Here is a 13,872-nt window from a genome sequence, read left to right on the forward strand (position 1 = left end):
CGACCTCGTCGCGTCCCGAGCGATTCGGTGGCCGGTGGCGTGCCTTTTATACGCGGCGGGCGGGTACGTGAGTGTATGCCTCAGTGCGAGATGTGCGGCTCCGACCAAGCCTCTCTGAAGACTGTGAAGGTCGAAGGCGCAGAACTGCAGCTGTGTGACGACTGCGCCGAGTTCGGCACGGAGGTCCGCACCGAGTCGACTTCCAGCGCGAGCACGAAGTACTCCACCTCCTCCTCGTCGGGCTCGAACTCCTCTCGCTCCTCGGGGTCGTCTTCCTCCTCGTCGTCGAAGACGCGCCGCCGCGACATGTTCGACGACATGGACGAAATCGCGACCGACTACGACGACCGCATCCGGCAGGCGCGGGAGTCGCGCGGGCTGAGCCAAGAAGAGCTCGCCCAGTCGCTCAACGAGAAGGCGAGCCTCATCCGCAAGCTCGAACGCGGCGACATCATGCCGCCGGACTCCGTCCGGAAGAAAATCGAGCGCAAGCTCGACATCTCGCTGGTCGAAGGCGAGAGCGACGACGACTCCGAGTGGTCCGGCGGCGGCTCCACGACCACCACCCTCGGCGACGTGGTCAAACGGAAGGACTAATCGGAAGCGCCCGACGCCGACCCGTCGCGGGACCCGCGCGACCGAACCCTTCGATTCGTCTATCACGATTTTCCGCCCGCGAGACGCCGTCTCGTGGCAATCGCGCCCACGAAAACCAATCTATTAGTCTCGCCGGACGCGAGTTCGATTGTGTTCATCCTAGTCAACCTCAAGGCGTACCCGTGTGACCCCATCGAAGTCGCCACCGCCGCGCGCGACGTGGCCGAGGCGTCCGGCGTCCGCATCGCCGTCTCCCCGCAGGCGGCCGACATCTCCCGCGTCGCAGACACCGGCGTCGAGACGTGGGCCCAGCACGTAGACCCGAACGGCCACGGCAGCCACACCGGCAGCACCCTCGCCGAGGCCGTCGCCGAGGCCGGCGCGGTCGGCACGCTCATCAACCACTCCGAAAAGCGCCTGAAGCTCGCTGACATCGACGGCTCCGTCCAAGCCGCCGAGCGAGCGGGCCTCGAAACCTGCGTCTGCGCCAACAACCCCGCCCAAATCGGCGCGGTCTCCGCGCTCGGCCCCGACTCGGTCGCCGTCGAGCCGCCGGAACTCATCGGCGGCGACGTCTCCGTCGCGACGGCCGACCCCGGCATCGTCACCGACGCCGTCGACGCCGCGGCCAACGTCGACGAAGACGTCGATGTCTACTGCGGCGCTGGCATCTCGACCGGCGACGACGTGGTGACCGCCGAGGAACTCGGCGCGTCCGGCATCCTGCTGGCCTCCGGCGTCGCCAAGGCCGACGACCCGCGCGCGGCGCTCGAAGACCTCGTCTCCGGGCTGTAAACTGTAACGCGCGTCGAAAACCGCCGGGACCGAACGACGGCTGGACTACTCGCCGTCGGCTTCTTCTTCGACGAACGACGCCTCGATAGCCGCGACCGTCTCCCGAAGTTCGTCGTCGCCCAAGAGGTCCGCGTACTCGTCGCTCACGAGGTCGGGGAGCGCGTACTCGTATTTCCCGCGGCCGGCGTGCCGGATGAATCCCGCCCGACGAAGCGACCGATTTCGCCCGTAAGCGAGGTGCTGGTCGCCGGTCTCGCCCGCGGCGACGTGGGCCGCCAACGGGTCGGAGACGCCGCGCTCGCGGTAGTGCGCGAGCATCCCGTGGTGGGCGTCGCCCAACGCGTCGATGATGGCCGTCATGCGGTCGACGACATCGCGGCGGCTCTCCGCGCCCGGCGCGGGATGGAGTTCGGCCGGTTGGAAGTCGCCCATCTCGGCGTCCGCCAGCCACGACTCGTCGCCGGCCGACGGGGCCGCCTCGCTCGCCGCGCCCGCGCCGCTCGGACCGCCCGTGCCGTCGGCCGCCGCCTCGTCGCGCTCGGAGAGCAGTCCGTGGGTCGGCCACGGCGGCCCGGAAGGGGCTTCGAGCGGCTGTCGGGGTGGCGCGTCCGCGTCTGCGGCCCCGTCGTCGCCGGCGTCGGCGTCGGTCGCGGCGTCGGCAGCCGCGTCCGCCACGTCGCCGTCGGCACTTCCGCCGTACTCGCCGAGGGCGGCCTGCTTGTCGGCGGGGCGGTTGAGGTTGCGGCCGCCGCCGCCGCGGTAGGGCGCTTCGGCCTTCTGGAACATCGCCTGCGCGAACTGGTCGGCCATCCGCGAGAGGTCCCGCGCCTCCTCTAACTCCCGTTCGAGCTGTCGAATCCGCGCGTCCTTCTTGTCGATTTCCTGTCTGAGGTCTGCGATGCGGCTCTCCTGTCTCGCCTTCTCGTCGGAAATCTCCTTGAGGTCCGACACGAGGTCGCCGTCGACGGACTTCAGGTCGGGGCGCTCGAAGTCGTCGAGGCCGGGGGTCGCGCCCGCGTCGAACGTCTCTTTCTTGTGGAACTGCACGCGCCGAATCGACTCGGACCAGTCGGTGACGAGGAAGCCCTCGCCGTTGCCCATGTCCTCGATGGCGTCGGCGTACTCCGAGCCGAGGATGCGCCCGACGACTTTGGTGTCGTTGCGCCACGTGAGGCGGTGCCAGACGAGCCAGTCGCACTGGGTGATGAAGTCCTTTTTCACGTCGGCGGGGCGCTGGGAGATGCCGACGACGCCGAGGCCGTGTTTGCGGCCGCGCTTTCCGATTTTGATGAGCATCTTGCCCGCCTCGTCCATTCCGCCCTTCTCGGGGATGTACTCGTGGCACTCCTCGATGAGCATCAAAAACGGTTTCTTGAGCTTCTTTTCCTTCGCGAAGAGGTGTTTTGCGACCTCCGTCACCAGTTCGTCGGAGGCCGCGTCGTCGAGGTAGCCGGACACGTCGAGGATGATGGGCACGTTCTGTTCGAGCGCGAGCGTGGCGAGTCGCTCGGCGTGTTCGGGACTCACCTGGATATCGCACTCGTCGTCGGCCCCGGCGTGGAGCAGTTCGAACTCCTGTTTGAGGCCGTAGTACTCGCCGTCGGTGTCGACGATGAGCACCGGGAAGTTCGCCGACAGCAGGTTCTCGATGATGACCGACGCCGTGTTCGACTTGCCCGACCCCGACTTGCCCGTGACGAACCCCCGGCCGGTGAGGATGTCGACCACCGGCAGGTCGACCGTCGTCCCCGGCTCTTCGGTTCCCTCTCCCCCTGGACCGTCGCTGATCTCGGCGACCGAGATGGTTTCCGTGTCCGAATCCGTCATCCGGTTTGGTGGACTCCCTCGGACGCCATAGTTCCTCCCCCTCGCCCCGTCGGTCCCGCGGAGTCAGTCGAACTCGACGAGCGACGACTGGCCGCCCCGCGAGGGGGCCTCGCCGCCGGTGTTCGGGGGCTCGTCGTCACCGTCGTCACCGGCGGTCGCTTCGGGCTCGTCGCTCACGCGCTCGTCGCCGTCGCCGCCCGTCTCGCCCGCCTCCGCGGACTCCCAGCCGTCGAGGCTCGACTGGTCGGCGTCCGCGAAGGAGAGCTTCGAGACGCGGACGCCGAGCTTTCTGACGGTCGTCTCCGCGAACTCGGCGTCGAGCAGGTCGAGCGCGACCGACTCGACGAGTTCGGGGTCGTCGACGGGCCCGGAAAGCGACGTGGCTCGCGTGTTGATGTCGAACGGCGGGACGACCACCTTGATGCCGATGGTCCGGTACATCGCCCCGCGAGAGCGCGCGCGGTCGGCCACGTCGGCCGCGAGGGCGCGGACGACCTCCCGTTTGTCTTCGATGTCGTCCGTCGGGTCGGTGAACGCCGACTCCCGCGAGAGGCTCTTGGGCCGGCCCGTCGGCGTGACCGTCCGGTCGTCGTAGCCGCGCGCCCGCTCGTGGAGTTCGCGGCCGCGGGAGCCGAACTCGGCCTCGAGGGCCGCGGCGTCGGCGTCGGCGAGGTCGCCCGCCGTCTCGATACCGAGCGACCCGAGCTTTCGGGCCGTCACGGGCCCGACGCCGTGGACTTCCTCGACCGAGATGGGCGCGAGAAACGACCGCACCTCGCCGGGGCGGACGACGACCAGCCCGTCGGGTTTGTCGAAGTCGGAGGCGATTTTCGCGGTCGACATGTTCGGCGCGACGCCGATGGAGGCCGCGACGCCGACCTCGCGGGCGATGCGCTGTTTCACGTAGCGGGCGAAGCCCTCCGCCAGCGTCCGGTCGCCCGAGGCCGCGAGGTCCCACGCGGTCCGGTCGGTCACGTCGAGGTAGGCCTCGTCGATGCTCACCTCGCGGACCACGTCGGCGCAGTCGTGGAGAATCGCCTTCACGTCGGCGGCGACGCTCTTGTAGAATTCGAGGTCGACGGTGCGGTAGTGGCCCGCCGCCGCGGGGTCGTCGTCGGGCCCGAGGTCGTCGATGCGCGGGAGGCGTTCGAGCGCCGTCGAAATCGGCTGGGCGCTCTCGACGCCGAACTCGCGGGCCTCGTAGCTCGCGGTGGCGACCGCGCCGTGGCCCTCGCCGGGCTCGTAGCCCATGCCGACGACCACCGGCTCGCCTTCGAGTTCGGGTTCGCGCAGGCGCTCGCAGGCGGCGTAAAAGCAGTCCATGTCGACGTGAAGGACGATGCTGTCGGGACCGTCGTCGTCGGCCGTGCCCGGCAGCGTCTCCTCCGCCATGGTCGAGTGGACGGGCGCGACGCACCTGAAGCTTCAGATAGCGCGGCGAACGTAACGCGGGAGGGAACGGACGCGGCGAGTCAGTCGCGGTCGTCGGCTTCTCGGCCGAGCCGGGCGCGTTACTTCAGTCGCTCTTGGAGGAACGAGGGGTGTGCGGCCGTGACGCCGTCGATGGACAGAATCTCGTCGGAGATGACGTCGCCGAGGGAGTCGCCGTCGACGGCGCGGACCTCGGCCATCAGCATATGGTCGCCGGAAGAGGTGTAGAGCGCCTCCACCGAGTCGAGTTCCTTGAGGATGCGCGTGACCTCGACGTAGCGCTCGCTGGTCGCGTCGATGCCGACCATGGCGATGGACTGTCCGGCGAGTTTCTTCGGGTCGATGTCGGCGGAGTAGCCGATGATGACGCCGTCGTCTTCGAGTTTGCGGATGTACTTCCGAACCGTCGGCTTCGACACGTCCGCCCGGTCTGCAATCTGGGCGTACGACGCTTTCGCGTCTTCCTCCAAGACCGCGAGGATGCGTCCCTCCGTGGACGTGGTTTCCATGCCCGTTGGTTTTCCTACGGGAGAAAAATATCTTGCGAATCCGAAAAGGGTTCTCGGTCACATCGAACCGGCGCGGCTATCGACCGAAAACCGAGCGCCGAGACGGCGTCGGCGGCGTTACTTGTGCTTGTCGAGGAAGTTGTCGAACGTCCGCTCCCACTCGTAGGAGTCGTCGAAGTAGCGCTCCGCGAGCGGCTCTTCGGGCATCTCGCCGATGCGCTGTTTCTCCTGCTGGTAGGACGGGCGGTCTTCGTCGACGTAGTACCGGCCGGTGAGGACGGTGCCCTCGTGGAGGGCGTTCTCCGTCTCGAACATCATCTCGGAGGCCTCCGAGCGGTTCGTGTTGTCGAACTCGTAGTCGTCGGAGTCGTTGATGTCGATGTACGGGACGTACTGACGGGCGTCCTTGTTCCACGTCGGACACTGCGTGAGGAAGTCGACGTGGGAGAAGCCGTCGTGCTGGATGGCTTCCACGATGATGTCCTTCGCCTGGTTCGGGTTGACGGCCGCGGTCCGCGCGACGTACGACGCCCCGGCGTTCAGGGACATCGAGAGCGGGCGCAGCGGCGTCTTGGCCGAGCCGTGGGGCTGGGTCTTCGACTTGTGACCCATCGGCGACGTGGGCGAGGTCTGGCCCTTCGTGAGGCCGAAGATCTCGTTGTTGAACACGATGTAGGTGATGTCGTGGTTCTCACGGGCGGTGTGCATGAAGTGGTTGCCACCGATGCCGTAGCCGTCACCGTCGCCGCCGGCGGCGACCACGGTCAGACCGGGGTTCGCCAGCTTGGCGGCGCGGGCGATGGGCAGCGAGCGGCCGTGGATGGTGTGGAAGCCGTAGCTGTTGAAGTAGCTGTTGAGCTTGCCGGAACAGCCGATGCCGGTCGTCACCATCATCTCGTCGGGCGAGAGGCCGAGTTCGGCCGCCGCGCCTTTGAGCGCCTTGAGGACACCGAAGTCACCGCAGCCCGGACACCACGTCGGTTGGGGTTCGAGTCCGGGGGTGAACTCGTTTTGGTCCTGCTCCGTTTCTTCACCGATTGCGCTGAATGCACTCATGATTTATTCACCCACCTTGGGGACGAACTTCGTGCGGTTGTCTGGGAGCTCCTCGCCTTCGAGGAGCGCCGTCTCGAAGCCCTCGACGATGTCGGCGGGCTCGAACGGGTTGCCGTTGTACTTGAGGAGACTCGACATCTGGTCGCCGTAGCCGCCGAGTTCCTTGGAGATGAGTCCGCGGAACTGGGCGGAGGCGGTCATCTCGACGACGAGCGCTTCGTCGACGCTGTCGAGGAACTCCGCGACCTGCTGTTTCGGGAACGGCATCATCTCGGAGACGCCGAGGACCTTGACCGAGTGGCCCTTCTCGTTGAGGATGTCGGCGGCCTCTTCGACGGTGCCCTGCTGGCTGCCGAAGGTGATGAGGCCGAGGTCGGCGTCCTCGTCGCCGTGGACCGTGTTGAACTCGCCGTCTGCGTCGAGTTCGGCACGGATGTTGTCGACCTTCTGCATGCGGCGGTTCATCTGCGCGACGCGGTTCTCGGGGGACTCCGAGATGTGACCCGCGGGCATGTGCTCGTTACCCGTTGCGAGGTAGCGACCGCCCTTCTGGCCCGGCAGCGAACGCGGCGAGACGCCGTTTTCGGTGTCGTGCTGGAAGCGCTGGTACTTGCCGGAGTCGTCGTGCGGCGCGTCTTCGAGTTCCGCTTCCGTCAGGACCGAGCCGAGGTCGGCGTTCGGCTCCTCGTCGAAGACCGACGCCGGGACGTTCGAGAGCTCGCCGCCGAGCTTCTGGTCGTAGAGGACGATGGACGGAATCTGGTACTCGTAGGCGATCTGGAACGCCTTGCGCGTCTGGTAGTACGCCTCGGCGGCGTTCCCGGGCGCGAAGACGATGCGGTGGGAGTCGCCCTGCGAGGTGTACAGAACGTGTTCGAGGTCGGACTGCTCGGGCTTCGTCGGCATCCCCGTCGAGGGGCCGGCGCGCATGGCCTCGACGAGCACGAGCGGCGTCTCGGTGATTTCCGCGAGACCGAGCGGCTCGGACATGAGCGAGAAGCCGCCACCGGACGACCCGGACATCGCCTTGACGCCCGCGTGAGAGGCACCGATTGCCAGCGCGGCCGCGGCGATTTCGTCCTCCACCTGCTCGGAGATGCCGCCGAGTTCGGGGAGGTTCTGGGTCATGATGGTGAAGACTTCCGTCCACGGGGTCATCGGGTAGCCCGCGATGAAGCGGCAGCCTTCGTCGATGGCACCGTACGCGATGGCGTCGGAGCCGGAGAGAAGCACCTGCTCTTCGTCGTGTTCGCCGGTCGGCGCGGACACGTCGGGAGCCTCGACGTCGTACTCCTCTTGGACCATCTCGTAGGCGTCGTCGAAGACGGTCAGGTTGGGTTCGAGAATCTTGTCGGGCATCGCGTCCGACATCAGGCTCTTGATGACGTCGGGTTCGATGCCGGCGATGGCGCACGTGACGGCGACGCCGGCGGTGTTGCGCATGACCTCGCGACCGTGCTCGCGGGCGATGGTGCGCAGGTCGATGTCGTAGACGTGCCAGTCGTTCTCTTCGACGCGCTCGTCGAAGTCCTCGATTTCGGAGGCGTCGAGCAGGCCGGAGTCGTAGACGATGACGCCGCCTTCGTCGAGTTCGTCGAGGTTCTCCGACAGCGGCTTGATCTCCTCGTTGCCGTAGTAGGCACCCTCGCTCGGGTTGCGGGCGAAGGAGTCACCGAGCGCGAGGAGGAAGTTGTACCCGTCGCCGCGGGACTTGACGGGGTCGGCGCTGACGCGCACTTCCGTGTACGTGTGGCCACCGCGGATGCGCGACGGATAGTGTCGATGCGTGAAAACGTGTAGCCCCGCTCGCATCAGGGCTTTGGCGAAGTTCTGGCTCGTCGAGGCGATACCGTCACCGGAACCCCCTGCGATACGCCAGATAAGTTCGTGGTCAGTCATATGTTGAGCTCACGGCCCCGCTGGGGCGCTACCTGAAAAGTTGGGGAGGGTCCGATTAAAGACTTTGCTATGGATTAACAAGTAAAGATAATGAAGGTCTTAATATTGTTAAACTGACTCACTCTCCCACCGTCGAAAGTGGACGAACGGACTGTCACGCCCGCGGAATAGAGTGAACGATAACTCGGAATCGGGTTCGCTACTCGTTGTCGGGACTCGACGGGTGGTACGGGGTGTCGTACTCGCCGGCCCCCCCGTCGAGGCGGTCGGGGTTGATGCGTCCGCCGAGGAGCATGAAGTCGAGGACGGTCACGTAGAGCATCGCCTCGACGACGGGGACGCCGCGGGGCGGGAGCACGGGGTCGTGCCGGCCGACGACCTGAATCTCCTTTTCCTCGCCGGTCTCCCAGTCGACGGTCCGCTGTTTCTTCGGGATGGACGTGGGCGCGTGGAGCGTCAGTTCGCCGTACACAGGCTCGCCGGTGGTGATGCCGCCCTGGATGCCGCCGTGGTTGTTGCCGACGGGTCGGGGGTCGCCCTCTTCATCAAATTCCCAGTTCTCGTTGCGGTCGTGGCCGGTCCACTCGCGGGCCTCGCGGCCGAGGCCGAACTCGAACGCCGTCGCCGCCGGCACCGACATGAGCGCCTGTCCGAGCCGCGCCGAAACGGAGTCGAACCGCGGCGCGCCGAGGCCGCGCGGGACGCCCTGCGCCTCGAAGTAAATCGAGCCGCCGATGGAGTCGCCTTCCTTCTGGTACTCCTCGATGAGCTCCTGCATCTCCGCCGCCGTCTCGGGGTGCGCGCAGCGAACGTCGTTTTCCTCCGTGTGCTCGCACAGGTCGTCGAAGGAGACCTCCGGCGCTTCCACGTCGCCAATCTGATTCACGTGCGCCTTGATTTCGATGTCGTGGTCGCTCTGCTCGATGACCTGCTTGGCCACCGCGCCGGCGGCGACCCAGTTCACCGTCTCGCGCGCCGAGGAGCGCCCGCCGCCGCCCCAGTTGCGCGTGCCGAACTTCGCCGAGTACGTGAAGTCGCCGTGGGAGGGCCGCGGCGCGGTCACGTACGGCTCGTACTTGCCCGAGCGGGCGTCCTTGTTCTGGACGACCATCCCGATGGGCGTGCCCGTCGTGTAGCCGTCCTGCACGCCGGAGTTGACGACGACGGCGTCCGGTTCGCCGCGGCTCGTCGTAATCATCGACTGGCCGGGTTTCCGCCGGTCCAGTTCCGCCTGGACGTCTTCGACCGACAGCTCCACGCCGGCGGGACAGCCGGATATCGTGACGCCCATCGCGTCGCCGTGGCTCTCGCCGTAGGTGGTCATCCGAAAGAGACGACCGAATTCGTTGCCGTTCATTACCCGCCCCTCGGGTGGCCGCCCATTTAGTGTTTGTAGAAAGGTGCAATCGTGGGCGGGGGTTCGGCGCCCCCACGTTCATGCTCGACGCGGACGAACCGAGCGTATGGATTCACCGCCCTCCACCGACCCCGCCGCCTCCGCTCTCGACTCCGACCCCGCCGCCGCGTCTCCTTCCGCTTCCGGCCTCCGCGACCGCTTCGAAGCGGCGTTCTGGGAGCGCCACGCCAACCCGTGGAGCGCCGGCACGCGCATCCTCGTCTACCCGGTGTTGATGTACGCCGTCTACCGCCGGGACCGCCGGCTCTTTCTCGCCGCCCTCGCGTTCACCGCGGTCAACCCGGTGTTGTTTCCGCGGCCCGCGCGCACCGACAACTACCTCAGCCGAATCGTCCTCGCAGAGCGCGCGTGGCTCGACGCCGGGCGGGGGACGATGGGGCTCGACTACCCGAACGTGCTCAACGTGCTCAACGTCCCGGTCACGCTCTACGCCGTCGTCTCGGCCATACGGCGCAGGCCGGTCGGCACGTTCCTCGGCACGCTCGGCGTGATGGTCCTCAAACTCTGGTGGGTCGACGCCGTCGTGAAGGAGACGGGCGTGACGGGCCGCGGCCCCGACGCCGACTCAGCGGAGTGAATCGAGCGTCGCCGTGGCGAACGGAATCAGCATCTCGTCGGGGTGGAGGTCGCCGTGCATGGCGACGAAGTCGAGTTTGCCCCCGTCCTCGTCGCCGTACCAGACGCCGAGGTCGCGGTGGACGACCACGCGCGACACGCCGTCGTAGCCGTCGGTCGCTTCGGCGGGGAGTCGCGGCCCGGCGTCCGCGCCGAGCAGGTCTGCGACGGTCCCCGGAATCCGCGAGAAACACCAGTCGTCGTAGGCCGGCAGAAGGTACTCGCCGTCCGACCGTCGCTCGCGGAGCGCCTGCGCGTCGGCGTCGAACATACCACCGTCGGCGTGCGTGCGGGCGAAAAAAGTTCCGTCCGTGCGGGTCGCTGTGGGGTCGCGCCTTCAGTGCTCGGTCATCTCGGCTCCGAGGTCGCGCATCGCCTCGAAGAAGTTCGGGAACGACACGTCGACGTGTTCGCTGCCCGCAATCGTCGTCTCGCCGTCCGCGACGAGGCCGGCGACGGCCAGCGACATGACGATGCGGTGGTCGCCGCGGCCGTCGACCGCCGCGCCGACGAGGTCGGTCTCGCCGCCGTGAATCGTGAGGCGGTCCCGCTGTTCGGTGACGTTCGCGCCCATCTCAGCGAGTTCCTCCGCCATCGCGCTCACGCGGTCGGTCTCCTTGAACCGGACGTGCTCGCAGTTCTCGATGACCGTGTCGCCGTCGGCGACAGCGCCGAGGACCGCGATGGTCGGCAGCAGGTCGGGCGTGTCGCCCACGTCCACGGTCGTCCCCGTGAGGTCGGCCGCGGAGACCACCAGTTCGCCGGCGTCCTCGTCCCAGTCCACCGTCGCGCCCATGTCGCGGACGATGTCGACGATGGCGCTGTCGCCCTGCGCGGACGGCCGCGCGCCCTCGATGACAACGTCTTCGCCCTCCGCGCCGGCGACCGCGCCGGCCGCGAGCAGATAGGAGAGAGACGAGAAGTCGCCGGGGACGCTGTACGCGCCGCCCTCGGGGGCGTACGACTGGCCGCCGGGGACCGAAAAGCCGGCGTCGGTCCGGGTCACTTCCACGCCGAAGTCGGCGAGGAGTTCGAGCGTGATATCGACGTACGGCGAGGATTTGAGTTCCGTCGTGAGTTCCACGTCGATGCCCTCCTCGGTGACCGCGCCGGCCATGAGGAGCGCCGTGATGAACTGCGAGGACACGTCGCCGGGAATCTCGACCGTGCCGCCGGTCATGCCGTCGCCGACGACGAGCGGGGCCTGCCCGTTGCGGCGCGTGCTCTCGGCGCGGCCGTCGAGGTCGAAGACGGCGTCGAGAAGCGGGCCGTGGGGCCGCGACCGGAGCGACGCGTCGCCCGTGAGGACCGTCAGGCCCTCTCCGAGGGCGGCACAGCCGGTGACGAGGCGCATCGTCGTCCCCGAGTTCTCGCAGTTGACCACGTCGTCGGGCGTGCCCGGGCGGCCGCCGAAGCCGGCGACCTCGACCGTCTGGCCGTCGCGGTCGACCGACCCGCCGAACGCCTCGACCGCGCGCATGGTCGCCTTGGTGTCGGCGCTGACGAGCGCGTCGCGGACGACCGCCTCGTCGCTGTAACCCGCGGCGAGGACGGCTCTGTGGGTGTAACTCTTCGACGGCGGCGCTCGGGTGCGTCCGGCGACCCGAGACGGGGTGACGTGCGCGTCCATACGCGAGGGGTCGGCAGGGTCCGGTATCAGGGTACCGGACGCGGCGACGTTCTCCCGGACGGCGACGGCGACGCGGTCGCTCGATTTCGTGTCTGCCAACAAACATATATCGCGGGGGAGCGTACCGTACGTCCGGTAGAACCTCACCGTCGAAGCGGACCGTTGCGCCGGCGAGCCACGCGACGCTCGCATGGCGGTCGCGGCGAGTTCCGGCGGTCAATCCGCGGCGCGTCTCTCGCCCGAAGAGGCGTGTCGCGGTGCCGATACCGGAACCCGCCGACCGCGACGCGAGAGTTTTACTACCGGCCGGGCGAACCCCGGCGTATGGAACCCGATTTCTCACCGCTGGCCGAGTTCCTCGGCGACGAGTTCGACGGCTATCTCATCTTGGCCGACGGCAGCGACTCCAACCAGCTGTATCTCTCCGGGTTCGACGCGCCGGACCCGTACGTGACGCTCTACACGCCCGCGGGAATCCACCTCCTCGTCTCGACGCTGGAGTTCGGCCGCGCGAAAAAGGAGAGCCGCGCCGACACCGTCTCTCGACTCTCGGACTACGACTACCGCGACAACCACGCCGAACACGGCGCGGTCGTCGGGAAGGCCAAGACGGTCGCGGCGTTCCTCGCTGACCACGGGGTCGACTCGCTCGCGGTCCCCGCGGACTTCCCGCTCGGCACCGCCGACGCCCTGCGCGAGGAGGGCGTCGCGGTCGACGCCGAGACCGACGACGTGCTCACGAACATCCGCGCGGTGAAAGCCGACGAGGAAGTCGAACGTATCCACGCCGCACAGGACGCCAACGAGGCCGCGATGCGCGCCGCCGAGGGCCTCATCCGCGACGCCGACGTGGCCGACGACGGCACGCTCACCTACGAGGGCGAACCGCTGACGAGCGAGCGCGTCAGAGAGGAAATCGAGGTGACGCTCCTGCGCCACGGCTGCGCCCTCGACGAGACCATCGTCGCCTGTGGAGCCGACGCCGCCGACCCGCACGACCGCGGGAGCGGCCCGCTCCGAGCCGACGAGGCCGTCATCATCGACATCTTCCCGCGCGACAAGGAGACGAAGTACAACGGCGACATGACCCGGACGTTCGTGAAAGGCGAGCCGTCGCCCGAGATACGCGAGTGGTTCGACCTCACCGAGGAGGCGTTCGAGGCCGCCCTCGACGCCGTCGAACCCGGCGCGACCGGCAAAGACGTCCACGACGCCGTCTGCGACGTGTACGAGGCGGCCGGCGAGAGCACGCTCCGCGCCGACCCCTCGGCGGAGACCGGCTTCATCCACAGCACCGGCCACGGCGTCGGCCTCGACGTGCACGAACTCCCGTCGCTGAGTCCGAGCGGCGAGGAGCTTCGGCCCGGTCACGTCATCACCATCGAGCCGGGGCTGTACGACCCCGAAATCGGCGGCGTCAGAATCGAGGACCTCGTGGTCGTCACCGAGGACGGCTACGAGAACCTGACGGAGTACCCGGTCGAACTCGTCGTCGAGTAGCCGGCGCGACGGACGCGAAACCGGCGTGAAAACTTAGCTGTCGAGGGCGTTGTCGCCGGTCGGGCTGCCGGCGGGCGACGCGTCGGTCCACCCGGAGTTGGCCTCGCGCCACTGTTTCAAGAGGTCCTCCAGCGCGTCGCCCGTCTCGGGCGTGAGCACGCCGGCGGCCTGTCGGACGACCGTCCCGTCTTCGATGAGAAGCGCGTAGATGTTGCCCTCCCCGAGCAGTCCGAGGCGGCGCTGGAGCGCGGTCTTGTCCACTCGCGCGATGAGCGCGTTGTCGTGGGTTCGGCTCCGGGCCGCCTCCGGAGACATCCCGCCGCCGGACATCGGCGGCATCATCCCGCTTCGCCCGCCGAGGACGAGCAGTTCGTAGTACTCGAAATGCCCGTACGTCTCGCACAACTCCTTTGCGAACCCGCGCCACGACCCGACCAACGACTGCTGGCGGCGGTCGAAGCTGATGAGCACGAGCGTCTGTTCACCCTCTAGGTCGTCCGGGAGGACGACCTTCTGACCGCTCGTGTCGCGTGTCGGGAGGCGAGGGAACTCCATGCGCTATGCGATTCCCCACCGGTAGTTAAGTCTAATTGCCG

At 67.9% G+C, this 13,872-nt stretch carries 13 protein-coding genes; 4 read left to right on the forward strand and 9 right to left on the reverse strand.

What is annotated here, in order from left to right; all coding sequences use genetic code 11:
- Window positions 1-75 precede the first annotated feature (75 nt).
- Together DEQ67_RS06580 and tpiA are read left to right on the forward strand one after the other, a co-directional pair.
- On the forward strand, window positions 76-597 hold the full coding sequence (locus DEQ67_RS06580; RefSeq protein WP_081597081.1) for a multiprotein bridging factor aMBF1: 522 nt from the start codon (window positions 76-78) through the stop codon (window positions 595-597).
- A 150-nt stretch (window positions 598-747) separates the two neighbouring features.
- Window positions 748-1,392: a triose-phosphate isomerase gene (gene tpiA / locus DEQ67_RS06585; RefSeq protein WP_115802504.1), complete on the forward strand. Its 645-nt coding sequence runs from the start codon at window positions 748-750 to the stop codon at window positions 1,390-1,392.
- Window positions 1,393-1,437: 45 nt separating this feature from the next.
- Here tpiA and DEQ67_RS06590 read toward each other — a convergent pair whose 3' ends face one another.
- The 6 genes from DEQ67_RS06590 to aroC all read right to left on the reverse strand — a co-directional run bounded on the left by DEQ67_RS06590 (window position 1,438) and on the right by aroC (window position 9,471).
- A complete protein-coding gene (locus tag DEQ67_RS06590) occupies window positions 1,438-3,219 on the reverse strand; it encodes a helicase HerA domain-containing protein (RefSeq protein ID WP_115859998.1) in 1,782 nt (593 codons plus the stop codon).
- A gap of 63 nt (window positions 3,220-3,282) precedes the next feature.
- Complete coding sequence (dinB, locus tag DEQ67_RS06595; RefSeq protein ID WP_115891272.1) at window positions 3,283-4,611, reverse strand: DNA polymerase IV; 1,329 nt, start codon at window positions 4,609-4,611, stop codon at window positions 3,283-3,285.
- Window positions 4,612-4,730: 119 nt separating this feature from the next.
- On the reverse strand, window positions 4,731-5,159 hold the full coding sequence (lrpA1, locus tag DEQ67_RS06600; protein WP_004043634.1) for an HTH-type transcriptional regulator LrpA1: 429 nt from the start codon (window positions 5,157-5,159) through the stop codon (window positions 4,731-4,733).
- Window positions 5,160-5,276: 117 nt separating this feature from the next.
- Window positions 5,277-6,215, reverse strand: a complete 939-nt coding sequence (locus DEQ67_RS06605) for a thiamine pyrophosphate-dependent enzyme (protein WP_004043633.1) — start codon at window positions 6,213-6,215, stop codon at window positions 5,277-5,279.
- A 3-nt stretch (window positions 6,216-6,218) separates the two neighbouring features.
- Window positions 6,219-8,114 (reverse strand): 2-oxoacid:acceptor oxidoreductase subunit alpha, encoded by a 1,896-nt coding sequence (locus DEQ67_RS06610; protein WP_115802507.1) that lies wholly within the window; start codon window positions 8,112-8,114, stop codon window positions 6,219-6,221.
- A 199-nt stretch (window positions 8,115-8,313) separates the two neighbouring features.
- The gene (aroC, locus tag DEQ67_RS06615) at window positions 8,314-9,471 is read right to left on the reverse strand and encodes a chorismate synthase (protein WP_115891271.1); all 1,158 of its coding nucleotides are present in this window, start codon (window positions 9,469-9,471) and stop codon (window positions 8,314-8,316) included.
- A 106-nt stretch (window positions 9,472-9,577) separates the two neighbouring features.
- Between aroC and DEQ67_RS06620 the strand changes: the two genes are divergently transcribed.
- Window positions 9,578-10,108, forward strand: coding sequence for a DUF6653 family protein (locus tag DEQ67_RS06620; protein WP_115891270.1), 531 nt, complete (start codon window positions 9,578-9,580; stop codon window positions 10,106-10,108).
- Here the strand turns inward: DEQ67_RS06620 and DEQ67_RS06625 are convergent.
- Complete coding sequence (locus DEQ67_RS06625; RefSeq protein ID WP_115802509.1) at window positions 10,097-10,417, reverse strand: nucleotide pyrophosphatase; 321 nt, start codon at window positions 10,415-10,417, stop codon at window positions 10,097-10,099. The two genes, DEQ67_RS06620 and DEQ67_RS06625, sit on opposite strands and share 12 nt — an antisense overlap.
- 66 nt (window positions 10,418-10,483) lie before the next feature.
- Window positions 10,484-11,776 carry a 3-phosphoshikimate 1-carboxyvinyltransferase gene (gene aroA, locus DEQ67_RS06630; RefSeq protein WP_115891404.1) on the reverse strand — a complete coding sequence of 431 codons (1,293 nt, stop codon included), beginning with the start codon at window positions 11,774-11,776 and terminating at the stop codon, window positions 10,484-10,486.
- Window positions 11,777-12,100: 324 nt separating this feature from the next.
- Between aroA and DEQ67_RS06635 the strand changes: the two genes are divergently transcribed.
- The gene (locus DEQ67_RS06635; RefSeq protein ID WP_115891269.1) at window positions 12,101-13,276 is read left to right on the forward strand and encodes a M24 family metallopeptidase; all 1,176 of its coding nucleotides are present in this window, start codon (window positions 12,101-12,103) and stop codon (window positions 13,274-13,276) included.
- Window positions 13,277-13,309: 33 nt separating this feature from the next.
- Here the strand turns inward: DEQ67_RS06635 and DEQ67_RS06640 are convergent, their stop codons facing one another.
- Entirely contained in the window at window positions 13,310-13,831 is a 522-nt protein-coding gene (locus tag DEQ67_RS06640; RefSeq protein ID WP_004043626.1) for a hypothetical protein, read from the reverse strand.
- Window positions 13,832-13,872 lie beyond the last annotated feature (41 nt).

Origin of the sequence: Haloferax sp. Atlit-48N (genome assembly GCF_003383015.2) — an archaeon.
GTDB classification, from domain to species: Archaea; Halobacteriota; Halobacteria; order Halobacteriales; family Haloferacaceae; genus Haloferax; species Haloferax volcanii.

Coding starts and splice junctions, on each gene's coding strand:
- DEQ67_RS06640 (WP_004043626.1), bottom strand. CDS start 13,831: ATGGAGTTCCCTCGCCTCCCGACACGCGACACGAGCGGTCAGAAGGTC.
- aroA (WP_115891404.1), bottom strand. CDS start 11,776: ATGGACGCGCACGTCACCCCGTCTCGGGTCGCCGGACGCACCCGAGCG.
- lrpA1 (WP_004043634.1), bottom strand. CDS start 5,159: ATGGAAACCACGTCCACGGAGGGACGCATCCTCGCGGTCTTGGAGGAA.
- DEQ67_RS06625 (WP_115802509.1), bottom strand. CDS start 10,417: ATGTTCGACGCCGACGCGCAGGCGCTCCGCGAGCGACGGTCGGACGGC.
- DEQ67_RS06610 (WP_115802507.1), bottom strand. CDS start 8,114: ATGACTGACCACGAACTTATCTGGCGTATCGCAGGGGGTTCCGGTGAC.
- DEQ67_RS06590 (WP_115859998.1), bottom strand. CDS start 3,219: ATGACGGATTCGGACACGGAAACCATCTCGGTCGCCGAGATCAGCGAC.
- DEQ67_RS06580 (WP_081597081.1), top strand. CDS start 76: ATGCCTCAGTGCGAGATGTGCGGCTCCGACCAAGCCTCTCTGAAGACT.
- DEQ67_RS06635 (WP_115891269.1), top strand. CDS start 12,101: ATGGAACCCGATTTCTCACCGCTGGCCGAGTTCCTCGGCGACGAGTTC.
- DEQ67_RS06620 (WP_115891270.1), top strand. CDS start 9,578: ATGGATTCACCGCCCTCCACCGACCCCGCCGCCTCCGCTCTCGACTCC.
- DEQ67_RS06605 (WP_004043633.1), bottom strand. CDS start 6,215: ATGAGTGCATTCAGCGCAATCGGTGAAGAAACGGAGCAGGACCAAAAC.
- dinB (WP_115891272.1), bottom strand. CDS start 4,611: ATGGCGGAGGAGACGCTGCCGGGCACGGCCGACGACGACGGTCCCGAC.
- aroC (WP_115891271.1), bottom strand. CDS start 9,471: ATGAACGGCAACGAATTCGGTCGTCTCTTTCGGATGACCACCTACGGC.